This is a genomic window from Rhodanobacter sp. C03, from assembly GCF_002001175.1.
GTDB lineage: Bacteria > Pseudomonadota > Gammaproteobacteria > Xanthomonadales > Rhodanobacteraceae > Rhodanobacter.
In genome coordinates this window covers 300,656-314,340 of the sequence record NZ_MUNT01000011.1, presented here as the reverse complement: position 1 = coordinate 314,340, position 13,685 = coordinate 300,656, and the positions used below count along the sequence as shown (strand labels likewise).

General features: G+C 61.8%; 9 protein-coding genes. 5 read left to right on the top strand and 4 right to left on the bottom strand.

Going from position 1 to position 13,685, the window contains the following annotated elements:
- Positions 1–225 precede the first annotated feature (225 nt).
- Entirely contained in the window at positions 226–885 is a 660-nt protein-coding gene (locus B0E48_RS16050) for a protein-L-isoaspartate O-methyltransferase (protein WP_077519149.1), read from the top strand.
- Between the two features lie 34 nt (positions 886–919).
- Complete coding sequence (locus B0E48_RS16045; RefSeq protein WP_077519148.1) at positions 920–2,272, top strand: TolC family outer membrane protein; 1,353 nt, start codon at positions 920–922, stop codon at positions 2,270–2,272.
- A gap of 63 nt (positions 2,273–2,335) precedes the next feature.
- Here the strand turns inward: B0E48_RS16045 and waaA are convergent, their stop codons facing one another.
- Positions 2,336–3,601, bottom strand: a complete 1,266-nt coding sequence (gene waaA / locus B0E48_RS16040; RefSeq protein ID WP_077519147.1) for a lipid IV(A) 3-deoxy-D-manno-octulosonic acid transferase — start codon at positions 3,599–3,601, stop codon at positions 2,336–2,338.
- A gap of 100 nt (positions 3,602–3,701) precedes the next feature.
- Here waaA and lpxL point away from each other — a divergent pair, with 100 nt between their 5' ends.
- From lpxL to B0E48_RS16025, 3 genes are all read left to right on the top strand, one after another.
- Entirely contained in the window at positions 3,702–4,628 is a 927-nt protein-coding gene (gene lpxL / locus B0E48_RS16035) for an LpxL/LpxP family Kdo(2)-lipid IV(A) lauroyl/palmitoleoyl acyltransferase (protein WP_077519146.1), read from the top strand.
- 184 nt (positions 4,629–4,812) lie between these two features.
- Positions 4,813–5,553: a polysaccharide deacetylase family protein gene (locus tag B0E48_RS16030; RefSeq protein ID WP_139350319.1), complete on the top strand. Its 741-nt coding sequence runs from the start codon at positions 4,813–4,815 to the stop codon at positions 5,551–5,553.
- Positions 5,550–6,626, top strand: a complete 1,077-nt coding sequence (locus B0E48_RS16025; protein WP_077519144.1) for a glycosyltransferase family 4 protein — start codon at positions 5,550–5,552, stop codon at positions 6,624–6,626. Before B0E48_RS16030 ends, B0E48_RS16025 begins: the two co-directional genes overlap by 4 nt.
- 93 nt (positions 6,627–6,719) lie before the next feature.
- Here B0E48_RS16025 and B0E48_RS16020 read toward each other — a convergent pair whose 3' ends face one another.
- From B0E48_RS16020 to B0E48_RS16010, 3 genes are all read right to left on the bottom strand, one after another.
- Positions 6,720–7,400: a sulfotransferase family 2 domain-containing protein gene (locus B0E48_RS16020; RefSeq protein WP_077519143.1), complete on the bottom strand. Its 681-nt coding sequence runs from the start codon at positions 7,398–7,400 to the stop codon at positions 6,720–6,722.
- Positions 7,401–7,551: 151 nt separating this feature from the next.
- A complete protein-coding gene (locus tag B0E48_RS16015) occupies positions 7,552–9,942 on the bottom strand; it encodes a protease pro-enzyme activation domain-containing protein (RefSeq protein WP_168170390.1) in 2,391 nt (796 codons plus the stop codon).
- Between the two features lie 611 nt (positions 9,943–10,553).
- Positions 10,554–13,049 (bottom strand): protease pro-enzyme activation domain-containing protein, encoded by a 2,496-nt coding sequence (locus B0E48_RS16010; protein ID WP_077519141.1) that lies wholly within the window; start codon positions 13,047–13,049, stop codon positions 10,554–10,556.
- Positions 13,050–13,685: the final 636 nt, after the last annotated feature.

The following is a 13,685-nucleotide window of genomic DNA, read 5'->3' as shown; positions in this document are numbered from 1 at the left end:
CCGGTTCAATTATTTTCCAGAACGGCACTTCTCTCGCGATTCCGATGCTCCGTTTCCAGGCTCCTTGTGCCGGGTGACGCCCGTCAGCTGCTTGCGATGACTTCCGGCACTTCGTGACCCCACGGACAACCGGCAGGCTTGTCATGATCGCAGACCATCGTTGTGGGGCCGGGCTCAAGCGCTTATCCTTTTTGACCTTTTTCGATCCGTACGGGACACCAGCAGATGGCGATGAACTTCGAGCAGGCACGGCTGAACATGGTGGAAAACCAGGTGCGCCCGTGGGAGGTGCTGGACGCTCGCGTGCTGGATGTCATCAGCCGTGTACGCCGCGAGGATTTCGTCGACGCAGCCCACCGCCAGCTCGCCTTTGCCGACCTGTGCCTGCCGCTGGGTCACGGCGAGGTAATGATGAAACCGGTGGTGGAAGGCCGCGTGCTGCAGGCGCTGGACTTGCAGTCGACCGACCAGGTGCTCGAAATCGGCACCGGCTCGGGATATCTCACCGCCTGCATGGCCAACCTGTCGGGCCAGGTGACCAGTGTCGACATCCACGCCGACTTCACCGTGGCCGCCACCCAGCGTCTTCACGCGGCAAGCATTGCCAACGCGACCCTGATCACCGGTGAAGCGGTCAACGCGTGGCAGCCGCAAGGCATGTTCGACGCGCTGGTGGTGACCGGTGCGGTGGCTACGATTCCTGCTCGCTGGCTGACCTGGCTCAAACCTGGTGGCCGCGCGCTGATCGTGCACGGTCAGTCACCCGTGCAGCAGGCCACTTTGTTGACCCATGAAGGTGCTGGCCGTTACCGCGAAGAAACGTTGTTCGAGACCGACCTGCCCTATCTGACCCACGCCGAACCGCCGTCGCGGTTCGTGTTCTGATGACGCTCCCCGACCGATTCCCACGAGGCAACCCATGCGTTTGAAGCTGCTCACCCTGGCCCTGGCGCTGGCCGCCACTTCGCTGCCCAGCCATGGCGAGGATCTGCTCGATGCTTATCAGCAAGCGCGCGCCAACGATCCGGTGCTGGCGCAAGCCGACGCCACCCGCTTGTCCACCGGCGAAGGCGTGGATCAGGCGCGTGCGCTGTTGCTGCCGCAAATCTCCGCCGGATTGTCGCTGAGCCAGAGCAGCAGCTCGGGCGGCAGCCAGACCTTCGAGGACCCGAACAACCCGGGCCAGTTCATCAGCACCAGCGGTTTCGGCCACACCCGCACGCGCGACGTCAACGCCCAGCTCAGCCAGAGCGTGCTCGACTTCAGCAAGTACGCCAACCTCAAGGCGGCCCACTCGGCCGCAGACGCACAGGACCAGACCTACCAGGCTGCGTTGCAGGACTTGTTCGTGCGCGTCACCACCGCCTACTTTACCGTGTTGACCGATGAGGATCAGCTGACCTTTGCCAAGGCCAACGAGGAAGCCCTCAAGCGGCAGTACGACCAGGCCGACCAGCAGTACAAGGTCGGCATTGCAGCGATTACCGGCTCCTATCAGGCCAAGGCTGCCTATGAGGCCGCCAAGGCACAGACGGTGGTCGCGCAGAACACTCTCGACAACGACCGTGAGGCACTGAGCCAGATCACCGGCAAGCCCACCGGCGACCTGAAGAAGTTGCGCGACGACTTGCCGCTCGATCCGCCCGTGCCAACCGATCCGGACGTCTGGGTGAAGACCGCGCTGGAATCCAACCCCAGCCTGCAGGCACAGCGAGACAACGTCGAGACTGCCGAGCACAACATCAGCGCGGCGCGTGCCGGTCACCTGCCGACGATCAGCGCCAATGTCAGCTACGGCAAGAGCGCCAGCTGGTATCAGAACTCCGACATCCACTCGAACACGCCCGCCTCGACCACGATCGGACTGACCCTGAGCGTGCCGATCTTCTCTGGTGGCCTGACCCAGTCGCAGGTACGCCAATCGATCTACCAGCGCGATGCTGCCCAGGATGCGCTGGAATCCGAACGTCGCCAGGTCAAGGCCAGTGCGTTGAACTACTACCGCTCGGTGCTGGCCGGCATCGCCCAGGTGCAGTCGGCCAAGGCTTCGGTGCAGTCGGGTCAGGAGGCACTGGACGCCACCCGCGCCGGCTATTCGGTGGGCACCCAGACCATGACCGATGTGCTGCTGGCGATCCAGACCCTGACCTCCTCGGAGAGCAGCTACTCGCAGGCGCGGCATCAGTTCGTGCTGAACAAACTGCTGCTGCAACAGGCCGCCGGCACCGCGGATCTGAAGGACATCGAAGGGATCAACGCGCTGCTGCAGTAAAGCGCACTCGCGCATGCCGCGGATGGAAACGGCCGGGTTCGAACCCGGCCGTTTTTTTTGCCGTTATTCCTGCAGCAGGCAGTCGATCATCTGCATGATCCGCTGCACCGCGCCGCGTTCACGCGCGAACACCTGCTGTGCAGCAAGTCCCATCCGCTCGCGTTTGGTGGCATCGCGCAGCAACTGCAACACGTCGTGGCCGAGTTGCCCGCTGTCCTGCACCCGCTCCGCGCCACCCTGCTGGATCAGGCTGTGCGTGATCTCCTCGAAGTTGAAGGTGTGCGGCCCCACCAGCACCGGGACCGACAGGGCCGCCGGCTCCAGCACGTTGTGACCGCCGATCGGCACCAGACTGCCGCCGACGAAGGCTACATCGGTAGCCGCGAAGAACGGCATCAACTGGCCCATGGCATCGATCACGAACACCTGGTTCGACGGCGACGGGATGCCGTCGGCGCTGTGCGTGGCAACCGTGAAGCCGAGGCTGCGCACCGAGTGCTCGACCAGACGGAAGCGCTCCGGATGACGCGGTGCCAGCAACAGCAACGCGTCCGGCAAGCGCTTGAGCACCTGCAGATGCGCCTCCAGCACGGCCAGCTCCTCGCCTTCATGCGTGCTGGCGGCCATCCATACCGGTCGTCGCGGCCCCCAGTGATTGCGCATGACGGCACCATCGGCCACGGCGCCCTCCGGGATCGGCATGTCGAACTTCATGTTGCCGGTGACCACGATCTTTTGCGGATCGGCACCCAGCAACCGATAGCGCGCGGCATCGGTGCGTGACTGCGCGGCAATCTGGTGTACGCAGCGCAACGCCGAACGTGCCAGTGCGCGCAGCGGCCGATAGCCACGCATCGATCGCTCGGACAAGCGCGCGTTGACGATCATCAGCGGGATGCCGCGGCGACGGCAGGCGAAATACAGGTTCGGCCAGATCTCGGTCTCCACGATCAGCGCCAGCCGTGGCCGCACCCGGCTGAGGAAGCGGCTCACCGAAAACGGCAGGTCGTATGGCAGATAGACATGGAACACGCTGTCGCCAAACAGCTGATGCACCCGCGCAGTCCCGGTCGGCGTGATCGTGGTGATCACCAGCGGCGCGTCCGGATAGTCCTGGCGCAGTGCCTTGATCAGCGGCTCGGCTGCATTCACCTCGCCAACCGATACCGCATGCACCCACAGGCTGCCGCTGAAACCGGGTGCGTCGAAGAAGCCGAAACGCTCCGGCCAGCGTCGCGGGTACGGGCGCGAGCGCACGCCGCGCGCGAGCAGACGCAACACCAGCAAAGGCGTCACCAGGAACATCGCGAGGGTATAGAGATAGCGCAACGGTCGATCCTTGCCGGCAACGCGGGAGTATAGCGAGAGCGGCCAGCACGAGCCGGATCGAAGCACGCCTGATTCGGGGCAGCCCGCTACAATACGCACGATGCCCGGCACGCCCCGCCCCACCTTCACCCGTTCCTTGCTTGCACCGCGCCACTGGCCGGCGTGGCTGGGCGTAGCCGTGATCTGGCTGATCGCGCAGCTGCCGCAGGCTGCGCTGCTATGGCTCGGCCGCCGGCTCGGCGCCCTGGTGCTGCGCGTTCCCTCGGAACGACGGCATATCGCCGAAACGAACATCGCGCTGTGCTTTCCCGAACTCGATGCAGCTGCGCAGGCTGCACTGGTCGATGCCAACCTGCGCGACATCGGCCTGATGCTGGTCGAGTTCGCACTGGGCTGGATGGGCAGCGACCGCCGCATGGCACGCATCCCGACCCGCATCGAGGGACTACAGCATCTGGAAGCCGCGCGTACACACGGCAAGGGCGTGCTGCTGGTCGGCGGCCACTTCTCGCATCTGGAGCTGTGCGCGCGGCTGGTCTCGCAGCGCATCCGGATTGCCGGCATGTACCGCAAGATGGATTCGGCCGTGTTCGAGTGGATCGTGCTGCGCTCGCGCCTGCATTACGCCGAGGCGATGTTCGACAAGGACGACATCCGCGGCACGGTCAAACACCTGCGCGGCGGCGGAACGCTATGGTATGCGCCGGACCAGGACATGCGCAGCAAGGACAGTGTGTTCGTGCCGTTCTTCGGCGTGCCGGCGGCTACCATCACCGCCACCCATCATCTGGCCCGGATGTCCGGCGCGGTAGTGATCCCGTTCTTCCATCGCCGGCTGCCGGACGGCCAGGGCTACGCCCTGCGCCTGGGCGCGCCGCTGGAAGATTTTCCGGGCACCGATGTACTGACCGACACCGCGCGCGTCAACGTCTGCATCGAGCAGATGGTGCGCGAGGCGCCAGAACAGTATCTGTGGGTGCACAAGCGCTTCAAGACGCGACCAGCGGACACCCCTGCACCTTATTGAGCCCGACAGGCCGCCGAAAGGATGCCCTGTGTGAAATTGCACTTGTATCCGAAGGCTTCCACACCATGTCGACTCATCCCTGCCCGTATCGGCCGCACATCCGCCGGTGCGGGTGCGCCTCTTTCAGCCAATCCTGCGCCCTGGCTGGTACGCAGCCGGCACATCGTGATGCATGGGGTATGGCATGAGCCGCGATACACCGGCAACGCCGCTGCCGATCCTCACCTATCACAACATCGCGAACGCCCCGCGCGACATCCGCCGCTGGCGCAGCCTGTATGTAACCCCCGGCACATTCGCGCGACAGATGTGGCTGCTGCGGCGATTCGGCTACACCGGGCTGTCCATGTCCGCCGCGATGCCTTACCTGCAAGGCGAGCGCAGCGGTCGCATCGCGATCATCACGCTGGACGATGGCTACGTGGACAACCTGCAGTCTGCCCTGCCGGTACTGCAGCGCTACGGTTTCAGCGCCACCTGCTATGTCGTCAGCGGCGGCATCGGCCAATACAACCAGTGGGATGCCGAGCGGCTGGGCGTACGCAAACCGCTGATGTCGGTGGAGCAACTGCGTGAGTGGCAACGCGGCGGCATGGAGATCGGCGCGCATACGCGAAGCCATCCCCGCCTGACCCAATGCAGCGACGCACAACTGCGCGACGAGATTCACGGCAGCAAGTCGACGCTGGAGGATCACCTCGGCACACCGGTCACGCAGTTCTGCTACCCGTACGGCGATGCCGACGATCGCGTGGCCGGCGTGGTACGCGAAGCGGGCTTCGCCGCCGCCACCACCACGGCACGTGGGCGCGCCAGTGTTGGCATGGACCTGTGGCAACTACCGCGGGTGCAGATCGCACGCCATCACCTGTTGCCACAGTTCGCCATGCGCGTGATGTCGGGGTACGAGGATCGGCGCGCGTGAAACTGCTCTTTGTCGGCACCAACCCTGAGAACACCGGGGCCGCCAGCCACTTCGTCGCGCTGGTGCAGGCGATGGCCGAGGCCGGGCATGAAGTCAGTGCGGTGGTCCATCCCGACAGCCTGATCTGGCAGGGGCTGGCGCAGTCCCGTGTGCGGCTGTACAAGGCGAAATTCCGCAACGTGCTCGACCTGCGCGGTTATGCCGCCGTCTTCAAGGCCGCGCGGGATCTGAAACCCGACTGGCTGGTCGGGAACTTCGGCAAGGAATATTGGCCGCTGATCCTGGCCGGACGGCTGCTGCGCGTGCCGGTCGCGCTGTTCCGACATCGCACGCCGGCGATGAAGCCCGTTTCGGCCTACTTGATCCCGCGTCTGGCGCAGCGCTTCCTTGCCGTCTCGCAACATGCTCGTCAGGCCTATCTGGATCGCGGCACCCCGGGCCATCTGGTGCGCGTGCTGTACAACCCGGTGAACCTGGAGCTGTGCCGATTTGATCCGCAGCAGCGCAGCGAGATCCTGCGCTCGCTCGGTGTGGACGAGGATGCGATCGTGCTCGGCTATACCGGCCGCATGCACCACGGCAAGGGCATCTTTCCGCTGTTCGACGCCGTCACCGCAGCCATGTCGGAACAGCCGCGACTGCACTGCCTGTGGCTGGGCGATGGCCCGGATGCACCGACCCTGCGTGACCGCGCGGCCGCGCATCCAACGGCGAGCCGGCATCACTTCCCGGGCTGGATCCATGACGTCCACCCCTATTACAGCGCATTCTCCATGCTGGCCTTCCCGTCGATCGCGACCGAAACGTTCGGTCGGGTCTCGGTCGAGGCGCAGGCTGCCGGCGTTCCCGTGCTGGGCAGCGATATCGGCGGGATTCCGGAGACTCTGGACGCCGGCGTGAGCGGTCTGCTGCTGCCGCCAGGCGACGTCACCGCGTGGCGCGAGGCCATCCTTAAATTGTGCGACCCCGCACTGCGCAGGTCGATGGGCGCGGCGGCGCAGGATTACGTGCGACAGCACTTCAGCACGCCGGTGATCGCCGAAGAATTCCAGCGGATTCTGAGCGAGGATTGATCCTGTGCCAGATCAACCTTGCTGCCTGTGCTGCAGTTCATACAGCTTGGTGTATTTCAGGAACTCGATCGAATCCCGGCACCATCACTCGCGCTAGCCGCGTGGCCTTCGCGCGCGCCGCAACAACGCCCGTTGATACAGCTCTATATCGGCTGCATGGAACTCACGCACCTTGTCCAGGAAGGCGGCATCCGGTGCATCACGCAAGCCCGAGTATTTCGTCGCGTTTCGCGATCGCGGCTCCAGGCTCACGGACAGGTAGCGCCGGGAGAACTCCTGCAAGTCCTCCCGGTAATGCTCGCTTATGCCGATAAAGGCGAAATTATCCAGCGGAAAATTCCACAGGTATTGGGTATAGATATTTCTGAACTGTTCGCTCAGACAGAACTGCTCCAGCGTCCAGCCCTGCTCGATGACTTGTCGATGATGGGGCGCGGAGGCTTTCTCATCGTAGCTTTCCTGCCAGTAGTAATAATGCGAGATCATTCGTGCCAGAGGCTCCCGCATCCAGGTCACGAAGGTAAGCTCGCGCGTGGCCGCCAACGGCAGATACTTCACCGGCAGGAAGTGCCCGTGCACGCACTCGATCTCACCCAGCCCTTGCGCAGCAATCTCGATACCTGCCGCAAGCGCCGCCTCGCAGCGCTGAGCCACGGGTTTGCTGATGCCCTGATCGGCGTAATCCTCCCGGTATCGATCGCCGAAATGGGTCGACAGTGACATGCCGAAACTCGTTCCCGCCGTCTTTGGCAAATGCAACGAGATGATGGTCATTCGATTCCCAAGTCGGCAGGCTTCGTAAGCTACGCTGGCCGGCAAGGGTAAACGCATGTGACAGAAAAATGAAACTGGCCGCGACCAGGCCACAAAACGGACGATGCCCTGGCAGCATCAGCGGCCAGGGCATCGTTGAAGCAAGGTACCGTTACTTGATGGTAACTACAGCCGGTGCGGCTGGTGGCGCGTTGTCAAAGGCCCTCCATGCGATCAACAGGTTGGTGGCATCCACCGAGCCCAGGCCATTGGCAAAGCTCCAGCCCGGCTGGGCCGTGAAGGCCTTGTTGGCCACCGTGTAACTGGTGGGTGTACCGACGGCGCTGGTCAAGCCGACCTGTACATTGTTGTTTTCCACGGTTCCGTAGAAATAACAGTTGTTGGTAGTGAAGGCGTATGCCGGTTGCTCCTCAATGCAGTTCGTGGAGTTCGAGCCGCTGGTGACGTTGTGGAACACGCAGCCGCTGGTTCCCGTGGTGCCATTGTTGGCGTTGCAGGCGGCCAGCGTGGCCGGCGGTGTTCCGCTCGAACCGCCGTATTCCTGTGCAGCCAGCGCATACAGCGTCGGTGCCGCGTTGCCCTGATCCAACGGCAGGCCGCGCGCGTGCAGCCCCTGATCCATCAATGCCTGGATACCGGCGAACATCGGCGACGACAACGAGGTCCCCGCCTCCAAAGCGGTAGCCCCAGTGAAGCCCGGCGTGCATGGATATTTGTTGGAGCAGAGGATCACCCATGTGTGGTCACCCCACGAGCCGCCGAACAGCGAGACATCGGGAACATCGCGCGAAGTATCCTTCGCCGCGTTGTAGATCTGCCGCTGCCACGCCGGCTTCGCATCCACCGAAGAGGGGCCACCGCTGCCGCTTTCGGAAGTCAGGTAGTCACCATTGGGATCGTACTTCAGGTATTCCTGGCAGTACGCCACGGCACTGCTGAAACCCATCGCCGTCGCGGCAAGGCCGTTGCCGCAGGACGTGTTCCACGGAATTTCCGGTACATACGACAGCGCCGAACCACCCACCGCACTCGGTGTCGGTGCGAAGTACTGGCTGGTGGTGCCTTCGAGATAGTCGGCGAAGTCCGTGCCACCGACCACGGTGTCATGCGGCGAGGTGCCGAACGAGTTGGCATCGACCGCCGTGTTGCCGGCATAGCCATTGATGACGCCACCGTTGAAGCTCGGGTTGGAGCCGGAATCACCGGAGGAGACGAACACCGAAATACCCTCGGCATCGGCCTGCGCCCACATCAGATCGATACCCGTCTTGCTGGCGGGGTCCGTAAAGTACTCGCCATAGCCGTAGCTCGCACTGATGATGTCCGGACGGCCGCTCGACTCGTTGATCAGGTTGGTCGACGCAACAAAAACACCACCAAAGAAGTTGGTGGTCGCGTAGTAGAAGTTGCTGCCCTGGTAGTAATAGTCCGCGCAGGTAGCCACCTGGATGTTCGCGCCGGGCGCGATCGCGGTAGACCATTCCGCATCGAGCACAGTCTCGGTGTCATCCTGGGAATAACCAAAAACGGCATCCGGATCCATGCAGTTGTTCGTGCCACTGGGCGGGGCTGGATTGATCTGGCTGAACGTACCGCCGTACTGGCCAAGATTGAAGGTGCTGACGAAATTGGCCCAGTCCGCCGGCACCATGTCGCCGTCCTCGACGACCGCAATGGTCACGCCGGCGCCGGTGAGGCCGTTGCCACGGATCGTCTTGACGTTATAGATCGTCGACATGTCGTTCGGCACCAGACCACGCAAGGTGCCGCCGTTGAACGAGACAGCCTGGCCGATCCCCTTCGGAGCCGTGGTGGTGGCGTCCTTGGCGACAAAACCCTTCTTCGACGCGTTCCATTGCGCGACCTTCGGCTTTTTGGCAAGGGGCTTCGCATGGAAGTCATTCAGACCCATCACACCCGCTACCACCGACGACAGCGCAGTCGGAATGCTGATGTCGCTGGAATTGGACAGGTGCTTGACCTGCGTCTGGGTGAGCTTTCCGGTTGTACTATCCTTGACTGTTTGACTTAGCGTGTAGACGCTTTCCTGCGTGTGGAACGCCGCATTCACCTGAGCGACCGTGCCGCTGAAATCGATCTGCGTCTTGTTCGGATAGACGGTGTTGACGGTGAAGCCCTGCGCCGTCAGCCACGCCGTGACGGCGGCGATATCGGCAGGGTTCGCGCCGAACTCCTGACCGAACTGTTGCGGTGTCAGCCATTTCTGGAACTGGGCCGACTTGGGATCGTGCAGGCTGGCGATGGTCGTCTCCATCGCGGCCTGACGCGACGCGCTGGGCTTGAGTATCAGCTGCAGGTGATTCATCTTGACCGTGCCGGCCAGCGGTTTGCTCGCCGTTGCCTTGGCAATGAATCCCAGATGGGTCTTCGGGATCGTGTAAAGACTGGTGTTGTTGACGGTCTGAGTGACCTGTGGTGCTTCGCCGATACCTGCAGCACCGGGCTGCGCCATCAGCATGGTAGAGGTGCTAGCCAGCGCGGCGGCGATCGACGCACTGAGAATTAAATACCTTTGTTTCATGATGAAGCTCCTGTGTAAGTTGATCAAAAAGTTGATGGCGCACTTGCCAGCTCCACTTTGCGAACAGCACTCACGACATCTGCTTACATGCTTGCCTGCCATGTCTTCTTAAGAATTAAGAATTACCGCCCTGCTACACCCCCCCACCTTCTACCCAACTTCTGCGCTCATTTGGTTTGCACCAACTGAACCCTGTTGCGCACACGCCCTACGCATTGCATTGCCTGCCCCGGGTTATACAAACCCCGGATCTGCCTGAATGGCAGATTCATGGAAATCGCATAGCCGTGGCGGCTTGCCACGGCCTTAACACATAATCGTCGTACCCCTTACGGCCTGCCTGCCCTATCATTCCCCGAACTTGATGACAATACTTCCTGCGGTTTTTGAGTGTGCGACCTGTTTTCTCAATCTGCAATGGAATTTATGTGAAGAAACAGGGTGGCTTGAAGTCGTAATAAGTCGCGCATCTGATTAACAAGTCGCAATATTTTGCGAATTACACAAATAGCTTGCCTCAACGCCATATTTTCTCTTGATGAATAAAAAAAGCCTCTGGCTGCTCAGCAGCCAGAGGCTTCAATCAAACATCACCTTCAAGCGTTATTTCATTACGGTGCCGGTGGCGCCGGTGGAGCCCCCACGAAGGCACGCCATGCGATCAGCAGGTTCGTGGTGTTCACCGAACCCAGACCGGCCGCAAAGCTCCAGCCCGGCTGGGCACTGAACGCCTTGTTCGCCGGGGTGTAGCCGGTGGGATTGGCGTCGCTGGTGGTGAGGCCGATATTGACGGTCAACGTGTCATCACCCGACGTGGCGACAACAAATGAGTTGTAGTAGTAGCAATTCGGCGTAATGAACGAATTGAATACGTCACCCACGGCAGCCGTCTCGCTGTAACAGGCAGTGGAAATTGAACCGCGGGTCACGTTGTGGAACACGCAGCCACTCGTGCCGGTGGCACCATTGTCGGCATTGCAGGTGGTCAGGCTCGACGAGTTCGGGTGCCCAGCGGCGCCGTACTCGTTGGCCGCCAACGCATACAGCGTCGGTGCCGCATTGCCCTGATCCTGGGGCAGGCCACGCGCCGCCAGACCCTGATCGATCAACGCCTGGATGCCCGCGAACATCGGTGAGGCCAGCGACGTGCCGCCGCTGAGGCCGACGCCGCTCGGATTAGCTTGTGCGTACGTGCCGCCGGAGACGCCCGGGGTGAAATCCGGGGTGCACACGTAGTACGCCGAGCACACCGCCACGAAGGTGTCATCGCCAAACGAGCCGGCGAACAACGACACATCCGGAAGGTCACGCGACTGGTCCGTTGCCGTGTTGTAGACCTGACGCTGCCAGGTCGGCTTGCGATCAACGGACGACGGGCCGCCGCTGCCGGCCTCGGAGGTCTCGAACGTGCCAGCGTAGTACTGCAGATTGGTCGGCGTAGCCGGCGGGTTCATCGCGTAACGCATGGCGTCATTGCAGAAGCCGACTACCTTGGCGTAGCCCATCGACTGTGCCGCCACACCGTTGCCGCACGACTCGTTCCACGGAATCTCAGGCACATAGGACAGTGCCGAGCCGCCCACGACGCTCGGCGTGGCTGCAAAGTACTTGCTGGTGGTGCCATCGATGATGTCGGCCAGATCGGTACCACCGACGGCGGTGTCGTTCGGCGAAGTCGCGAACGAGTTGGCATCGACCGCGGTGTTGCCGTAGTAGCCGTTGATCAGGCCGCCGTTGAAGCTGGGGTTGGAACCGGAGTCACCGGTGGAGACGAACACCGAAATGCCCTCGGCGTCGGCCTGCGCCCACATCAGGTCGATCGCCGTCTTGCTGGCGCTGTCGGTGAATTGTTCACCGAAGCCATAACTGGCACTGATGATGTCAGGGCGACCGCTCGTTTCGTTGATCAGATTGGTCGCAGCAACGAAGACACCGCCAAAGAAGTTGGAGGTCGCGTCGTAGTAATAGCCATTATTCTGGTATTCGTCCGCGCAGGAAGCCACCACGATGTTCGCGCCCGGCGCGATGGCGGTGGACCATTCTGCGTCCAGCAAGGTTTCACCGTCGTCCTGGCCAGCGCCGTTGATCACGTTCGGATCCGCGCAGTTGTTGACGCCACTGCTCGGCGCCGGCTGGATCTGGTTGAAGGTGCCGCCGAACTTGACGAGGTTGAAGGTGCTGGTGAAATTGGTCCAGTCGGCCGGCACCATCGAGTCGTCTTCGACCACCGCGATGGTGACACCCTTACCCGTCACGCCATTGGCGCGGATCGTGGGGATACCGTACATGGTCGCCAGATCGTTGGGCACCAGGCCACGGATCACGCCCTGCGGGTTATTTCCCGAATAGCCGATGCTGATCGCCTGGCTCTTGCCACCGAGCTTGCCGGAAGCCTTCGGCTGGCTGAGCACCAGGCCCTTCTTCGCGGCGTCCCACTTGGCACCCTTGATCGGCTTGTTCATCGCCTTCGGATGGAAATCGTTGAGGCCCATCACGCCGGCCACCACATCCTTCAGCGCCACCGGGATGCTGACGTCGCCGGCGTTGGCGATGTGCTGTTTCTTTGTGCCGGTTTTACCGAGCGCGTAAATGTTTTCCTGGGTATGGAACGCCGCGTTCACCTGACCGACGGTGCCGCTGAAATCGATCTGGGTCTTGTTCGGATAGACGTTGTTGACGGTGAAGCCCTGCGACTTCAGCCATGCGGTGACGGCGGCGATATCGCTATCGGCCACGCCATACGATGCACCGAACTGCTCCGGGGTCAGCCACTTGTGAAAGCTGGACGACTTCGGGTTGTGCTGGTCGGCGATCAGGCTGGTCAGTGCGGCCTGACGCTCGGCACTGGGCTTGAGCACCAGCTGGAGATGGTTCATCTTGAACGTATCGGCCAGACGCTTGGCCGGTGCCTTCGTTTCAACGAATTTGAGGTGAGTCTTCGCAACGGGGGATACCAGCTGGTTGTTGATCGTCTGGGTGATGCGCGGCGCCTCGCTGGTGCGGGCTGCCGTGACGAGATTGCTTGCGGCTACCGGCTGCGCCAGAACCGGTGCGCCGGACAGCGCAGCTGCAATGGACGCGCTGAGAATGAGATAACCCTGCTTCATGTATAGCTCCCTACCCTGTAAGTTGGTCAAAAAGTTGATGGCGCATTAGCCGGATCTACTTTGCGAACAGCACATTGCGTGCAGAACCTACGCCCCTTCGGCGGATTTTGAATTTCCGTCTTCCATCCAGACACCTGGCATCAACATCTACGTCCATGCCTGTTTCTGTCTCACCACAGCGCTTGACCGTGCGGCAACCCAGCGCTCAATCAACAAAAGGAATAAGCCAGCTGAACACGCGGCTCTAAATAAGCCGCGCGCGATCAATTAGCTGGTCAAAGCCCCCTCGATATACAACAGCGTGGCATTAATACCCCTTACCCCCCGCACTCTTGATGCGCCGTTGTGCCTTGTCGAGTGTGCAACGTGGCATCACTAGTCTGCAATGGCATTCGCCAATAATCAGCGCACAGTTAAATTGCGAGGTAAATCACAATAAATTCAATAATATGTAATATGTTGCGGATATGCGAAGGCGTATTGCCATTCTGCGATTGATCGCAATTATTTGCGAATTCGTATTGAATCTATTGCCAGAATGCGGGCTGGCGCGGATTCATCCCCCTCAACGGATGCGCAATATTTTGCGATCTCAAATCGAGAAATGATTGGAGCATGAATCCATCATGAATTCAT